The 13,574-nt window shown below is 56.2% G+C and carries 21 protein-coding genes and 3 pseudogenes; 11 read left to right on the top strand and 13 right to left on the bottom strand.

The window, feature by feature from the left end:
* Positions 1–33 precede the first annotated feature (33 nt).
* Positions 34–1,296 carry an aspartate kinase gene (locus ACQ86N_RS27135; RefSeq protein ID WP_431209787.1) on the bottom strand — a complete coding sequence of 421 codons (1,263 nt, stop codon included), beginning with the start codon at positions 1,294–1,296 and terminating at the stop codon, positions 34–36.
* A gap of 84 nt (positions 1,297–1,380) precedes the next feature.
* Here ACQ86N_RS27135 and ACQ86N_RS27130 point away from each other — a divergent pair.
* Both ACQ86N_RS27130 and ACQ86N_RS27125 read left to right on the top strand, forming a co-directional pair.
* Positions 1,381–2,096 (top strand): annotated as a pseudogene (locus ACQ86N_RS27130) (class 1 fructose-bisphosphatase).
* Between the two features lie 33 nt (positions 2,097–2,129).
* On the top strand, positions 2,130–2,387 hold the full coding sequence (locus ACQ86N_RS27125; protein WP_431209786.1) for a hypothetical protein: 258 nt from the start codon (positions 2,130–2,132) through the stop codon (positions 2,385–2,387).
* A gap of 102 nt (positions 2,388–2,489) precedes the next feature.
* On the opposite strand, the gene ACQ86N_RS27120 is transcribed toward ACQ86N_RS27125, so the two are convergent.
* From ACQ86N_RS27120 to ACQ86N_RS27110, 3 genes are all read right to left on the bottom strand, one after another.
* The gene (locus tag ACQ86N_RS27120) at positions 2,490–3,368 is read right to left on the bottom strand and encodes an oxidoreductase (RefSeq protein ID WP_431209785.1); all 879 of its coding nucleotides are present in this window, start codon (positions 3,366–3,368) and stop codon (positions 2,490–2,492) included.
* Between the two features lie 165 nt (positions 3,369–3,533).
* On the bottom strand, positions 3,534–3,665 hold the full coding sequence (locus ACQ86N_RS27115; protein WP_431217612.1) for a GNAT family N-acetyltransferase: 132 nt from the start codon (positions 3,663–3,665) through the stop codon (positions 3,534–3,536).
* 18 nt (positions 3,666–3,683) lie between these two features.
* Entirely contained in the window at positions 3,684–4,247 is a 564-nt protein-coding gene (locus ACQ86N_RS27110; RefSeq protein WP_431209784.1) for a hypothetical protein, read from the bottom strand.
* Positions 4,248–4,327: 80 nt separating this feature from the next.
* On the opposite strand from ACQ86N_RS27110, the gene ACQ86N_RS27105 reads away from it, so the two are divergent.
* From ACQ86N_RS27105 to ACQ86N_RS27065, 9 genes are all read left to right on the top strand, one after another.
* Positions 4,328–4,873 carry a CAP domain-containing protein gene (locus ACQ86N_RS27105; protein ID WP_431209783.1) on the top strand — a complete coding sequence of 182 codons (546 nt, stop codon included), beginning with the start codon at positions 4,328–4,330 and terminating at the stop codon, positions 4,871–4,873.
* 41 nt (positions 4,874–4,914) lie between these two features.
* Positions 4,915–5,430, top strand: a complete 516-nt coding sequence (locus ACQ86N_RS27100; RefSeq protein WP_431209782.1) for an ABC transporter ATP-binding protein — start codon at positions 4,915–4,917, stop codon at positions 5,428–5,430.
* Complete coding sequence (locus tag ACQ86N_RS27095; protein ID WP_431209781.1) at positions 5,373–5,675, top strand: AAA family ATPase; 303 nt, start codon at positions 5,373–5,375, stop codon at positions 5,673–5,675. The genes ACQ86N_RS27100 and ACQ86N_RS27095 overlap by 58 nt, the downstream gene beginning before the upstream one ends.
* 28 nt (positions 5,676–5,703) lie before the next feature.
* Positions 5,704–6,240, top strand: a complete 537-nt coding sequence (locus tag ACQ86N_RS27090) for a YfiT family bacillithiol transferase (protein WP_431209780.1) — start codon at positions 5,704–5,706, stop codon at positions 6,238–6,240.
* Positions 6,241–6,246: 6 nt separating this feature from the next.
* The gene (locus tag ACQ86N_RS27085) at positions 6,247–6,804 is read left to right on the top strand and encodes an NUDIX hydrolase (RefSeq protein ID WP_431209779.1); all 558 of its coding nucleotides are present in this window, start codon (positions 6,247–6,249) and stop codon (positions 6,802–6,804) included.
* Between the two features lie 132 nt (positions 6,805–6,936).
* Positions 6,937–7,173 carry a hypothetical protein gene (locus ACQ86N_RS27080; protein WP_431209778.1) on the top strand — a complete coding sequence of 79 codons (237 nt, stop codon included), beginning with the start codon at positions 6,937–6,939 and terminating at the stop codon, positions 7,171–7,173.
* Entirely contained in the window at positions 7,170–7,355 is a 186-nt protein-coding gene (locus ACQ86N_RS27075; protein WP_431209777.1) for a hypothetical protein, read from the top strand. The genes ACQ86N_RS27080 and ACQ86N_RS27075 overlap by 4 nt, the downstream gene beginning before the upstream one ends.
* A 38-nt stretch (positions 7,356–7,393) precedes the next feature.
* Positions 7,394–9,070 (top strand): FtsX-like permease family protein, encoded by a 1,677-nt coding sequence (locus ACQ86N_RS27070; protein WP_431209776.1) that lies wholly within the window; start codon positions 7,394–7,396, stop codon positions 9,068–9,070.
* Positions 8,992–9,366: an ABC transporter permease gene (locus ACQ86N_RS27065; RefSeq protein ID WP_431217611.1), complete on the top strand. Its 375-nt coding sequence runs from the start codon at positions 8,992–8,994 to the stop codon at positions 9,364–9,366. Before ACQ86N_RS27070 ends, ACQ86N_RS27065 begins: the two co-directional genes overlap by 79 nt.
* On the opposite strand, the gene ACQ86N_RS27060 is transcribed toward ACQ86N_RS27065, so the two are convergent.
* The 9 genes and pseudogenes from ACQ86N_RS27060 to ACQ86N_RS27020 all read right to left on the bottom strand — a co-directional run.
* Positions 9,367–9,699 (bottom strand): glutamate ligase domain-containing protein, encoded by a 333-nt coding sequence (locus ACQ86N_RS27060; protein WP_431209775.1) that lies wholly within the window; start codon positions 9,697–9,699, stop codon positions 9,367–9,369. It abuts the gene before it with no gap.
* A 331-nt stretch (positions 9,700–10,030) separates the two neighbouring features.
* Positions 10,031–10,366 (bottom strand): annotated as a pseudogene (locus tag ACQ86N_RS27055) (Mur ligase family protein); the annotation flags it as partial.
* Positions 10,363–10,650: a hypothetical protein gene (locus ACQ86N_RS27050; protein ID WP_431209774.1), complete on the bottom strand. Its 288-nt coding sequence runs from the start codon at positions 10,648–10,650 to the stop codon at positions 10,363–10,365. The pseudogene ACQ86N_RS27055 and the gene ACQ86N_RS27050, both read right to left, overlap by 4 nt.
* Positions 10,651–10,687: 37 nt before the next feature.
* Entirely contained in the window at positions 10,688–11,566 is an 879-nt protein-coding gene (locus tag ACQ86N_RS27045) for a hypothetical protein (RefSeq protein WP_431209773.1), read from the bottom strand.
* 79 nt (positions 11,567–11,645) lie between these two features.
* The gene (locus tag ACQ86N_RS27040) at positions 11,646–11,822 is read right to left on the bottom strand and encodes a hypothetical protein (protein WP_431209772.1); all 177 of its coding nucleotides are present in this window, start codon (positions 11,820–11,822) and stop codon (positions 11,646–11,648) included.
* Positions 11,823–11,932: 110 nt separating this feature from the next.
* On the bottom strand, positions 11,933–12,100 hold the full coding sequence (locus ACQ86N_RS27035; RefSeq protein ID WP_431209771.1) for a hypothetical protein: 168 nt from the start codon (positions 12,098–12,100) through the stop codon (positions 11,933–11,935).
* 11 nt (positions 12,101–12,111) lie between these two features.
* Positions 12,112–12,591, bottom strand: a complete 480-nt coding sequence (locus ACQ86N_RS27030) for an SDR family NAD(P)-dependent oxidoreductase (protein ID WP_431209770.1) — start codon at positions 12,589–12,591, stop codon at positions 12,112–12,114.
* 13 nt (positions 12,592–12,604) lie between these two features.
* Entirely contained in the window at positions 12,605–12,805 is a 201-nt protein-coding gene (locus ACQ86N_RS27025; RefSeq protein WP_431218006.1) for a hypothetical protein, read from the bottom strand.
* Positions 12,806–12,917: 112 nt separating this feature from the next.
* Positions 12,918–13,373: pseudogene (locus tag ACQ86N_RS27020) on the bottom strand (radical SAM protein); the annotation flags it as partial.
* Positions 13,374–13,574 lie beyond the last annotated feature (201 nt).

The raw sequence follows: 13,574 nt of genomic DNA, 5'->3' as shown, positions 1-13,574 counted from the left end.
AGACGGTTATGATCGGGGACAATTAAGTTAGTTTTACTTCATCAGGATTTGTACAGTTTCCTTTGTTTGTTGTCTCAATACTTCCTGCCGGCCTGCTGTATGGCGGGCGAGGACGTCTGCGTCGTAGTGGCGGATCGTCAGCAGGGTAAGTCCTTTTTCCACCTGAACATCGAATAGGCTGGCGGCCGAGAGGGCCAGCTTTTCTATTTTGCCGGAGCGGTCGTCCAGGCAGACCCGGAGGCTGACGGCGCCGGTTTGGAGGAGGTTTGGCTTGATGCGGATGGCACCGAATAAATTGTAAAGTCGTTCGACGCCGGTCTCTCCGACGAAGGAGAAGTCTTTTGAATGGAGGTGGATGAGGGCCTGATCTTGTTTGAGTACGATGATGGGGGGCAGGCCTTTTATGGCCGAGTTATGAATGACGGTGCCGGGGAGGGTCGCGTCGAGGAAGCATTTGACGTACAGGGGGATGCCTTTGTTCTGGAGCGGCTTGATGGTCTTGGGGTGGATGACCTGGGCGCCGTAGTAGGCCATTTCGATGACCTCGTCGTAGTTGAGTTCGCGGATGATCTTTGCCTCGGGGAAGAGTTTGGGGTCGGCGTTCATGACGCCTTCGACGTCTTTCCAGATGGTTTGGCTTTCCGCGTCGAGCATATTGGCGAATACGGCGGCGGTGTAGTCGCTGCCTTCGCGGCCAAGGGTGGTGCTTTCGTTGTCGGAAGTGGATCCGATAAAGCCCTGGGTGAGGACGATCGGGCTTTCGTCGAAGAGGGGCAGTATCTCTTTGCTGACCTTTTGCTGGGTGAATGTCAAGTCGATGGCGGCGTCGCGGAAATTGGCGTCGGTGCGGATGATGTCGCGGACGTCGATCCACTGATTGTCGATGCCGGACTCGGCCAGATAGGCGCTGATGATAGAGGTCGAGAGCAGCTCGCCCACGCAGACGATCTGGTCATAGTAGTAGTCATAGTCGCGGACGGGGCGGTCGTGGAGGAGCCATTCGACTTCGGTGAAGAAGTCTTTTAGCTGGGCTTCGGCCGCGAGGTAGTTTTTGACGAGGAGGTATTTGGCGGTAGTGAGGTGGGTGTCTTTTATTTGCTGGAAGAGGGTTAGCGCCTCGTCTTTGTGGCCGCCGTAGAAGGCTTCGGCAACCTTTTCGAGCGCGTTGGTGGTCTTGCCCATGGCGGAGACGACGATGAGCAATTTCCCGCCTTTGTATACGTGTAGAATTGACACTAATTGTTGGATACGCTCTACGCTGTTGACGCTGGCCCCGCCAAATTTGAAAATGTTCATGGCGCAAATATACTGGGAAAGGTAAGTCTTATCAAAATTGCTAAAGCTGAGCTAAAAATTGGGGAATCCCCTTACATTTGTTTTATGAATGTCAATAGAAAAGTTCTCACCCTCGACGAGTTTACTCTACAACAGCTGCGGAACATTCCTAACGCTACGGGCGAGCTGAGCAATCTACTCCGGGATATCGGTCTTGCTGCCAAGCGGATCAATGTGGAGGTAAATAAAGCGGGATTGGTGGATATTCTGGGGGATGCGGGGTCGGTGAATGTCCAGGGGGAGGACGTGAAGAAGCTGGACGTGTTTGCCAACGAGCAGTTCATGGGCGTTTTGCGGCATGGGATCAGCTGTGCGGGTATCGGCAGTGAGGAACTTGACGACTATGTGGTATTCAATGACGAGATCTCCAACAACTCCAAATATGTGTGTATGTTCGATCCGCTGGACGGCAGCGGGAATATCGACGTGAATGTGAGCATCGGCACCATTTTCGGTGTCTACCGCCGGGTGAGTGAGCGGGGGAAGCCGTGTACGGCGGCCGATTTTTGCAGCCGGGGCGGAATCAGGTGGCGGCGGGGTATATCGTTTACGGTTCGTCGACGATGATGGTATATGCGACCCGGCGGGGCGCGAATGGTTTTACCCTCGATCCTTCGATTGGCGAGTTTACGCTGAGCCATCCGAATATCCAGTGTCCGGAGGCGGGGAAGATCTATTCGGTCAATCACGGTAATTTTTTTCAGTACGAGGATAAGGTGAAGGCCTATATCGACGCCTGTCAGAAGAAGACGAAGGGATAACGGGGGCCGTATACGCAAAGATATATCGGCAGTATGGTCTCCGACCTGCACCGCAACCTGATCAAGGGTGGGATCTTTATGTATCCGGGGACCTTTGGCAAGCCGAAGGGGAAGTTGCGGTTGATGTATGAGTGTAATCCTTTTGCGTTTATCATCGAGGTGGCCGGCGGGAAAGCGACGGACGGGAAGCAGCGTATCCTGGACGTGGTCCCGACTGAACTGCATCAACGTTCGCCGCTGTTTGCCGGTAGCAGGCTGATGATGGAGGAGTTGGAGGGGTATCTGCGGTGAACGCGGGGTTGACGTGAACCTTGGGGTGCTGTGAACCGCCGGGATGTGAACCGCCGGGGTGTGAACCGCCGGGGTGTGAACCGCGTGAACCGATTTCCGAAATTATTTGAATCGTTTTGCGAATTCTGTTGAAAGGAATTGTTCCTTGTCGGCGTCGTCGGCGTCTGTGGACAGGCTGACCGGCAGCCATTTTTTCATTTCTTCTTCGCGCCGGGTGTTGACGTTTCCGAGGATGGCTATGGCCTCGCTGCCGAGGACGAGGTGGACGGGAGGATTGGGCTCGTCCGCGAGCTTTACCATGACCTGTGCCGCTTTGTCGGGGTCGCCGAGGGGTACCCATTTGCCGCTGCGAAAGTATTCGCTTCTTTTCCCAACCGTTGCTTCATATCCTTCCACGTCTGCGGCGTATTCCATGGAGTCGCCGGCCCAGTTGGTGCGGAAGCCGCCGGGTTCGACGCAGGTGACTTTGATGCCGAGCGGCGCCACTTCCTCGGCGAGGGCTTCGCTGAATCCGCTGAGGCCCCATTTGGATGCCTGATAGATCGTCAGGCCTGAGGTACCGACACGGCCCCCGAGGGAACTGACCTCCATGATAAAGCCCGAGCGTTGTTTGCGCATGTAGGGGAGTACGGTGCGGGTGATGTCGATGGGCGCGAAAAGATTGGTAGCGAGCTGGCTGTTGACCTGCTCCTGGGTGTATGCTTCGGCTGCGCCGGTGATGCCGAAGCCGGCGTTGTTGACGAGGACGTCGATGCGGCCGAAGTGCCGGACCGCGTCGGATACTGCGGTTACGACCTGGTCGTGGTCGGTGACGTCGAGTTTTATAGAATAAAGGGTGTCGGGGTACTTTGTTTTGAGGTCGTCGAGCTGCTGCGGGTTGCGCGCGGTAGCGGCGACCTTGTCGCCTGTTGCGAGGACTGCTTCTGTGAGGCTGCGTCCGAGGCCTCTCGAACTGCCTGTGATAAACCAAATCTTTGCCATGTTTTTGAATTTTTGATGACTCAAAATTACGGCGGGAAGCGGGCTGGCTGGTTTGTTGAAAAGCTCATATTTTTTGTTGTGGAGCTCATGTTGAGGCTACGGTGTCTGGGCGCCCCGGTGTTTGGGGGGCCTCAGTGTTTGGGGAGCCTCAGTGTTTGGGGAGCCTCAGTGTTTTCGGCAGCGCCAGAAGGAGATCTCCCGGCGGTGGCGGAAGCCGAGGTGTTCATAGAGGCGGATGGCGCGTTTGTTGGTGAGGGCGACGTGGAGGTAGGTGGTGACGCCGGCTCTCGCGTGTATCTGGGAGAGGGTGGGCGATCAGCGAATGCGCATAGCCCCGACTGGTATATGCCGGGTCGGTGCAGATGGCGCTGAGTTCGTTGTAGCCGGTTCGAGGGGCTTGCCGTGGGTAGCGTGGCGCATGCGTTCGCCGGCGACGGCGACGAGGCGGCCCTGCAGGCGGATACCAAAATAGTTGCCGAGGAGGTGGGTGTCCTTGTGGTAATAGCCCGGCTGAACGCGGTGGATCAGGTCGTACATTTCGTCGGCGTTGGCTGGGCCGAGCTCCTCGATGGCGGGGGTCCCTATCGGAGTTGGAATGGGCGCCGAAAGGATCATCTGGGCGCAGGGCAGCTCGAATTCCGCCGTCCATCCGGCGGGCAGCACAGGGAGCCGTCCAATGTAATAAAACAACTCTCCTGGTTCCATCAAGGCATCGAGTTCGCTGAGGGCGTCGGAGGGTATTCCGTGGCGATCGATCTTGCACGCTATAAAGGGGAGAATTCCTTTCTTGTAGCGTTTGGCAAGGTCGTTACCCTCGCCGAAATCGGCCTGAGCGGTGGTAAGGGAGGACCAGGCGGGGTTGTCTAACATTGGCTCCATATTTGCCAAGTTACGGGGAAATTATCGATCGAATAATGAATATGTTAAAATTGGTATTTGGATTAGTCCTTGTTCTACCGATGTGGGTAGGTGCTAAATCTGGACCAACGCGGTTCGGAAGGCCGGCGGTGGTGGGGATGCCGGAGGATGGCAGGGTGGCGGCTGTGACCGGCATGTCGGCGGGAGGGGCGAGGTTGGCGGGAACGGGGATATCGGGGACCAGCATGTCGGCGGGAACGGGGATATCGGGGACCAGCATGTCGGCGGATATACTGAGATATGTGAACGAGTACCGGCATAGGAAGGGGTTGAAGCCGCTGCAGGCCAACTCCTATATTTCTTCGGTGGCGCTGCAGCACAGCAGGGATATGCTGGATGGGCGGACGCCTTTTGGCCATGAAGGTTTTCACGAGCGCATCGAGCGGATCCGGAAGAGGTTGGGGCCGGTGCATGTGGCGGCGGAGAATGTGGCGTCGGGGCCGATGAGCGCAAAGGAGGTGGTGGATGGTTGGCTGCATAGCCCGGGGCACCGGAGGAATATCGAGGGTGATTTCAGGCTGACGGGCATCGGACTCGCTTTTGGCAGGAGGGGGATGATCTATTTTACTCAGATATTTGCGCGATGAGCCGGTGCCGGGCGCATCACAAAATGGCGTATTTTTGAAGCATGCAAATGATCATTTCGGTCCGGGACCTGAAAAAGAAATATGGCGATTTTGAGGCGGTAAAGGGGATCAGTTTTGAAGTGAAGGAAAGAGAGATCTTTGGTCTGCTGGGGCCAAATGGTGCGGGGAAGTCCACGACGCTGGAGATCATCGAGACGCTGCGGGAGAAGACCAGCGGCGAAGTCATAGTAGACGGGTTCAACCTAGACAAGGATCCGGGAGAGATAAAGAAGATCATTGGCGTACAACTGCAGACCTCGGGGTATTATCCGGGGCTTAATCTTACCGAATTGATAGACCTGTTTGGCGGATTGTATAACCGCGACGTCCGGCCGCTGGAGTTGCTGGATACCGTCAATTTGCGGGATAAGGCTAAGGCGAAGTTCAAGGAGTTGAGCGGGGGGCAGAAACAACGGTTTTCGATCGCTACCACGCTGATCAATCAGCCGAGAATAATTTTTTGGATGAGCCGACGACGGGGCTTGACCCACAGGCCCGGCGGAACCTTTGGGAGCTGATCAAGGAGATCAGGAAGAAGGGGACGACAGTCATTATCACTACGCACTATATGGATGAGGCGGAGGTTTTGTGTGACCGGGTGGCGATCGTGGACTCGGGGAAGATCATCGCGCTGGAGACGCCGGACCGGTTGATAGATAATTTGGTAGCCAGCGGATTTGAGCGGCCGAAGGAAGTGAAGAAGGCGAATCTGGAGGATGTATTTATTCATTTGACGGGGCACGCGTTGAGGGAGGAGCATTGAATTAATTTATAACCTATAATCGAACTATATGAGCACTACGCCTGTTGATCTGCGTTATCCCATCGGACATTATCAGCCGCAGCCGTATTCGGAGCATCAGAAGCAGGAGTGGCTGAATGATATCAAGTTCCTTCCGCAGTTGCTGGAGAACGCCATTGTCAATCTGGATGAGGCTCAGTTTCAGACGCCTTACCGGGATGGGGGATGGACGGTGCAGCAGGTGGTGCACCATGTGGCGGACAGCCATATAAATGCCTATTGCAGGTTCAAGCTGGGGTTGACGGAGGAGCATCCGGCGATCAGGCCGTATGAGGAGAAGGACTGGGCGCTTTTGAATGACGTGCAGGCTATTCCGGTAAATGTGTCCATTACTCTTTTGTATGCGTTGCATACGAGGTGGTATTCGGCGATTGCCGATCTGCCGTTGAAAGCGTGGGAACGGCAGGTGTTTCATCCGGAGTCAAAGAAGGATATGACACTTTGGTATTTGCTGGGGAGTTACTCGTGGCACGGACGGCATCATGTAGCGCATATTACGGGATTGAGAGAAAGAAATAACTGGTAAGATATCATGAAAGACCTTAGCTGGAAGACGGTGTCTTCCAAATACCTGTTTAAAGATACCTGGTTTACGTTGCGGGCGGACACTTGTGAGACCCATGAGGGGAAGATCATCTCACCTTATTATGTATACGAATTTCCTACATGGGTGATCGCCGTCGCGCTGACGGAGGACGGAAAGTTTATTCTGGAGCGGCAGTACCGGCATGCGCTGGGGGTGACGGACTACGAGCTGCCCGGAGGATGTGTCGATGACACGGACGCCTCGCTGGAGGATGCGGTGAGGAGGGAGTTACTGGAGGAGACCGGGTATAGTTTTGATGCGGTGGAGTACCTGGGTAAGACGTCGGCGAATCCCTCTACGAATAGTAATTTGGCCCATTTCTTTCTTGCTACCGGAGGGAGGCTCGTTCAGAAGCAGCATCTGGATCATAATGAGGAGATCGAGGTATATCTTTATACTTTGGATGAGTTGAAGGAATTATTAAAGGAAAATGGACTGATCCAGAGTATGCATGTGACGGCGCTGTTCTATGCGCTGCAACGTCTTGGATATATGAAGTTTTAATACGAATACTTTCGTACACTTGTTGTATCGTAAGCGGACAATGTCTGTAGTGGAGTGGTGCGGTTGTCCCTGATTGTCAGTGGGGTAGAAAACCGGCATTGCCTCTGTGTATTTTCCTGCAAACTAACTTCCATGCTGAAGCATTACCTACGTATTGCCGTCCGCAACCTGGCCCGGCAGAAGGCCCTGACCTTTATCAATATTTCCGGGCTTTCACTGGGTCTCGCCTGTTTTATTCTCATCCTGTTATTTACGGTAAATGAATTTAGCTATGATCGCTGGCGGGCTCATGCGGATCGTATCTATCGCGTCGACGAAGTATGGACGCGGGGTGATGGCTCGCAGGGGGAGATGCCGATGGTACCATGACGGTGGCGCCGGCCATGAAGAAGGAGTTTCCGGATGTGGAGGAGGCTGTCCGATTTTCGTCGGAGCAACCGCGTATCGTGAAGGCTGAGGGTCGGGTCTTCCGGATCCCGGTAAGGTTTGCGGACAGGAATGCGCTGTCCGTCCTCTCCTTTCCGATGGTAGCCGGGGAGATGACGCCCTGAAGGACCCGCACCATGTTGTACTCACGCGTGAGCGGGCCATGCAGCTGTTCGGTACATGGGATGCGGTGGGCAAGACGCTGACGGTGATGATCGACACCACTTATGAACTGTTCAGGGTGGCGGCAGTTGCGGAGGATATTCCGGCGAATACCAATGTTTCATTTGATATTTTAGGCAGCTATGAATTCCTGATGAAGAACCCCGATCGCCAGGAGGCTGCGAATAACTGGCATAGGATGTTTGGGGATAAGACTTATGTGCGGCTGCGACCCGATAGCCGGCTGATGAATGAACCGAAGAGGCTCGCGGCATTCCGGCTGCGGCATTTTCCCGAAGAAGCCGTGGCGGCGAAGGATCAAAAGGGAAAGAAGAAAGTGGCGGCTGCCGCATTTGAGCTGCATCCGCTGCGGGAGCTGCATACGCTGGCGAATGTTTCGGATGGCTCTCCCGGCAGCACTACCGATCCGAAGAATATCTGGATATTACTGGCGATCGCCGGGGGTATTGTGCTGATCGCTTCCATCAATTTTACGACGCTGGCCGTTGCACGCAGCGCTGGCAGGGCGAGGGAAGTGGGCGTGCGCCGGGTCGTGGGTGGCCTGAGGAGGCAGCTTATTCTTCAGTTCCTTACCGAATCGGTGGTGTTGAGCTGTATTGCGGCGGTGATCGGCTGTCTCCTGGCCTATTTGCTGGTGCCGTGGTTTAGCGAGCTGGCCGGGAGAAAGCTGCAATTCTCGTTCAGTCGATGGCCGGAGCTGAGTTGGATGCTCGTTGGGCTTACGCTGCTGGTAGGTCTTTTGGCGGGATCTTATCCGGCGCTGGTCCTTTCGGGCTTTAACCCGGTGGAGGTGCTCAAGACGAAGATCAGACTGGGGGGCTCCAATCTGTTCACGCGGGGGTTGGTGACGTTGCAGTTCGTGCTGTCGATAGGGCTGATCATCGGAACCGTGATCATTCTGCGACAGGTCAGTTATATGCGACACAAGGACCTTGGGTTGATAAAAGAAAATACGATCGTTGTGGATGCGGGGGATGTGAAAACCCAGCAGGGATATGAATTGTTCAGGCAGTCGCTGCAGTCCAGTCCGCTGGTCGGGGGCGTGACTGCTTCGTTCGTAGGGTTGGGCGAGGGATTCGGGGAGATGAACTTCCTTCTGGATTTTGGAGATAATGAGTCGGGGGTGATCGTGTATCCGGTGCAGTCGAATTTTGTCAGCCTGATGGGTGTGAAGCTGCTGGCGGGTCGGGATTTTGACCCGAGTATCACGGCGGATACGGCCAGCTCGGTGATCGTGAACGAGACGATGGTCCGGGATGTGCTGGGAGTGACGCCCGCCGAGGCTATCGGTATGGTGGCCAGGGAAGGGAAGAAGGGGCGTCAGCGTGTGATCATTGGGGTTACGAAAGACATGAATTTCGAACCGTTGAACCGGAAGGTGAGGGCGCAGGCTTTTGTGATGAACGCGCAGTGGCCGCCGAGCAAGTATTTTGTACGGGTGAAGGCGGGGGATCCGGGCCCGGCGCTGGCGGCTATCGGCGCGGCGTGGAAACAGATTGCGCCGGAGATACCGCTGCGGTATAGCTTTTGGATGAGAATCTCGACCGATTTTACAAGTCGGAAGCGCGCTGGGGCGCTATTGTCGCCTGTGCGGGCGGGATCTCGATCTTTCTCGCCTGTCTGGGGCTTTTCGGGCTGGCTGCGCTGGCGGCGGTGAACAGGGTGAAGGAGATAGGGATCAGGAAAGTCCTGGGCGCGTCGACGATGGAGATCGTGCGATTGCTCTCTTTCGGTTTTCTCAGGCTGGTGGTAATGTCGGTGCTGATCGCGTCGCCGATGACGTGGCTGGTGATGAACAGGTGGCTTCGCGATTTTGCTTATCGGATCGATATCGGATGGGTGGTGTTTGCGGGGACGGCCGGCGCGGCGTTGGTGATCTCATTTGTTACCATTGGGATCCAGGCTGCGAGGGCAGCGAGGGCCAACCCCGTGGGGAATTTGCGGTCGGAATAATTATACTTCGGCAACGACGAAGACGCTGCCGCATACGACAATGAGGTCCTGCGCACGTGCGTGGGACCTTGCTGCTTCAAGGGCTTCGGCTACTGACGGGTAGGCGTGGCCTTTGAGGCCGGCGGCGAAGGCCTGCTGTGCGAGTTCGGTCTCGGGCAGTGCGCGGGGTATATTGGCCTTTGTAAAATAGTAGGCTGCTTGCGGCGGAAGGAGCCCGAGCACCTTGCCGATGGCTTTGTCTTTTACCATCCCCAATACGATATGGAGGTTTTCGTGGTCGGTGAGCTCTATCTGGCGGACGAGTTGGCGGACGCCGTCTTCGTTGTGGGCCACGTCGAGGATCGTGTCGGGGTGTTCGTGGACGAGCTCCCAGCGGCCGTGCAGGCCGGTGAGGCGTTTGACGTTCTTCAGGGCTTTTGTACGGCTGCGGTGGGGAGGTTCCAGCCGATATGGCGGAGGGCGTGTATGGCGGCGAGGACCGTGACCAGGTTCTTTGTCTGATAGACGCCGGCGAGGTCGAGGGTGTAGTATTCCTTGTCGTCGGCGACGGGGAGGTGGCTATCTCGGCGACGAGGGTGTGCCGTTTGTACTGCCAGTCGGAGACGTAGCGTTGTTTGTCGGCGAATGTGATGGGTGCTTCTTCTTCGGATGCGCGTTGCCGGAAGATACCGGATGTCTCGGGGTGCGTTTCTCCGATGATCACGGGGACGCCTTTTTTGATGATGCCCGCTTTTTCGAAGGCGATGGCCGGGAGGGTATCGCCGAGCAGGTTCATATGGTCGTAGCTGATATTGGTAATGACGGAGAGGTCGGGGGTGATGATATTGGTGCTGTCTAGTCGTCCGCCGAGGCCTACTTCAATGATGGCGATATCGACTTTTTCCTGTACGAAATAGTCGAAGGCCATTACGACGGTGATCTCGAAGAACGACGGGTCCATCTGTTCGGAGATGGGGCGGATCTTTTGCACGAAGTTGACGACGGCCTCCTCGGGGATCATTTCGCCGTTGATGCGGATGCGTTCGCGGAAGTCCTTGAGGTGGGGGAAGTGTAGAGACCAGTTTTGTAGCCTGCTTCCTGGAAGATGGCGGCGAGCATGTGGCTGGTGGAGCCTTTGCCGTTGGTGCCGGCGACATGGACGGTTTTTAGCTTTCGCTCGGGGTTGCCGAGTGCGTCGCTGAGTTGTATGGTGTTGGTGAGGTCCGTTCTATAGGCGGCGGCGCCGATGCGGCTGTACATCGGGAGCTTTTCGAAGAGGTATTCGAGCGTTTGTGTATAGTCCATGGGAGGGCAAAGATACAAACGCCTGTGCTTGCAACAGCTAGTTGTGGATCTTGAAATTGAAAATGATGGTTCCGACGGATTCGTCGCCTCCCGGGTTGAATTTGACCTGTCTTGCCTTGCGGATGGCGATGGCTTTCATGGAGGACTCGGAGGTGGTGGAGCCGCGGGGCTGGTAGGTGGCGTCGGTTACGTTGCCGCCGGCGTCGACGTGGATATCGACGGCGACCTTGGCGTTTTCGTTGAAGTCGTCGGTGAAAGAGGGGACGCCGGTGATATGTCGTCCGTTGAGGCCGCGGGATATGGCTACTCCACCGTTGCCGTGTCCGCCGCCGGTGTAGTTGTTGGAATTGGGATTGCCGCCGGGGGCACCCCGGTCGCCGCGTCCGCCTGCTATGCCCTGGTTGCCGCCGGGTTTGAAGTCGTCGGCGTCATTGCCGCCGGTGCCAGTGCCGTTGACGCCGTGGAAGACGGCTTTCGGGCGTGGCTTGGGTGGCGTGGGGGTGGTTTCCGGCTGTTTGACCGGCTTTGCAACCGGCTTTTTTATGACTTCCTTGTCGGGGATCTTTGTGGCGTTTGGCCTGGGGGCGATGGCTTTTTTGACGACGGGGGCTTCTTCTTTGTTGTTGTCGTCGGTTTCGACGTCCTTGACCGGCTCTTTTTCAACCGCGGCTACTTTTGGAGGGGTATATTTCTCCTTGTCTTCTGCGGAGGGTTTGCCGGGGAGGTAGGGCTGGTTGTCGCCAAGGCCTTTGTCGCTGTTGCCCAGGTTGACCTCGATGCCTTCTTCCACGGGTGTTTGGGGCTCGACGGGCTGGACCCAGCTGATGAAGAAAAACAGGAATACCAGCACGGCGAGCACGCCTGCTGTGTAGCCGGTAGCTTTTAAGTTCTTTTGGGACTCAAATTCATCTGCCATAGCCTAAAGGTTCTCTATCCGCAAGTTATTAAAATAATGGGAAATATTAATAATCAGGTTGATAAAGAGGAGTTAAGGTTTATCTGGCGGTTTTGTATTTGATGGGGTAGTGGATATCATAGGCCATTTCGTAGCCTGCGTTGGAAACGGCTACCATTCTCCTGTGGTGTTTTCTTTTTCTGAGCAGGTAGATCGCAGTTATGGCGGCGGCTGCAGTTGCGAGGGTTGTCAGGGCGATGACTTCTGATTTTTTCATGACGTATCCTTATTTTCTATAAGTAATTACAATCCAAGTGCCAAAAAATTCGGATTGCTACCCCAGCCGGCGGTAAATCCAGTCGGGAAGCCATTTAAAAACTTTTGCGATCAGCCACCAGCGGCGGGTGATATAGACGCGCCAGCGGCGCCGGTCGAGGGCGTGGATGATTTGGCGGGCGGCTTTTGTGGGGAGGAGACCCAGAATCCTGGGCCTTTGGCCATTTTGGTGTCGACGAAGCCGGGCTGGATATCGGTGACATATAGGGGGATGCCCATGCGGAGGGTCTTTAGGTGGAGGCCTTCGAACCAGGTGCTCTGGAAGGCCTTGGACGCGCTGTAGGCGGGGAGTGGCGGTTGCCGCGGTTGGCTGCTACCGAGGATGTTGTGGCCAAATGTCCATGGCCCTGTGTGGAGAAATAGCGCCAGCCGAAGTGGATGGCTTCGAGGAAGCCGTTTACGTTGATGTCGACGGTGTCTTTATCAATCTTGTAGTCGAGTGTGTCGGTGAGTTCGCCCCAGCCGGCGTTGTAGATGAGGATATCGAGGCCGCCGAGTTTTTTGACCGGGGATTCGAGGTGGTCGGTGGCGTCGGGTGCGGTTGCGTCATAGCATTCGGTGACGATGTGGTTGGGGAACTCGAGGCGGAGCGTATATAGCAGGTCGTTACGACGGCCGGTGGCGCCGACGAGATCGCCTCTTTCGGCGTAGAGTCTGGCGAGTTCGCGTCCGATGCCGCTGGTGGCTCCTATGATGATGACCTTCTTCAATCGTGGGCGGCCATTAGTGGTGGGCGAAATCATTCCCGTAGCGCCCGCGGATGCGTTCCATCGGCGGGTTGAAGTAGCCGTACCGGAGGTCGGGGAATTCGTCCTGCAGCAGATCCATCAGCTGGCGGATGCCCATGAACTCGCCGGTCTCGCCGGCATTGATCTTGCCGAGGTACCAGTCGGGGTCGATGTTGAAATTCCTCCACTGGATCATGGAAAGTCCGGTCTCGCGGATGAGGGTCCGCAGGGCCTCGTATTCTTCGACGCTGTCGGTCAGTGCCGGGGAAGACGAAATAATTGATGCTGGACCATCCGCCAGAGCTGCGGACGACTTTGAGGCTTTCGACGATGTCTTCGAAGCGATAGTTGTTGGGCCTGTAGTAGGCCTCGTAGATATGGGCTCTTGCGGAGTTCATGCTGACGCGGATGCTGTCGAGGCTCGCTTCGCAGAGGGCGCGTACGGCGGCGGGTTTGCTGCCGTTGGTATTGATGTTAATGCTGCCGCGACCGGTGTGTTTGCGCATTTCGATGATGGACTCGCGGATGGTCTCCCACATCAGCAGGGGTTCGCCTTCGCATCCCTGTCCGAAGCTGACGATGGGGAAGGGGGCCGACTGGAGGTGGGGGACGGTGAATTCGACGATCTCTTCCGGGGTGGGCTTGAACGTAAGCCGGTCCTGGGTGGAGGGGATTGTCTCTTCCTGTGGCTGGAACGATATACAGCCGATGCAGTTCGCGTTGCAGGCGGGGGAGGAAGGTATGGGGCATTCCCAGCGGCCCATGAAGTAGTTGCGGGCGGCGGGGCAAGTGGTATGTCAGGCAGCAGTTGTCGGCGAGGTGTTTGACCAGGCGGTTCTGCGGGTATGCTTTGAGGATAGTGTCGACGCCCTGGTTGATGGTGTCCCAGTCGTAGCCGGCGCAGTCCTCGGCGGATGTCCTGTTCGATGCGGACGGCGGGAACGAAGAATTTGCCGTCGTGCCAG

This window comes from Puia sp. P3 (genome assembly GCF_050632245.1).
In the GTDB taxonomy this organism is placed as follows: domain Bacteria; phylum Bacteroidota; class Bacteroidia; order Chitinophagales; family Chitinophagaceae; genus Puia.
Note: the sequence above shows the minus strand (reverse complement) of the source record. Positions and strands in the feature narration are given on the sequence as shown.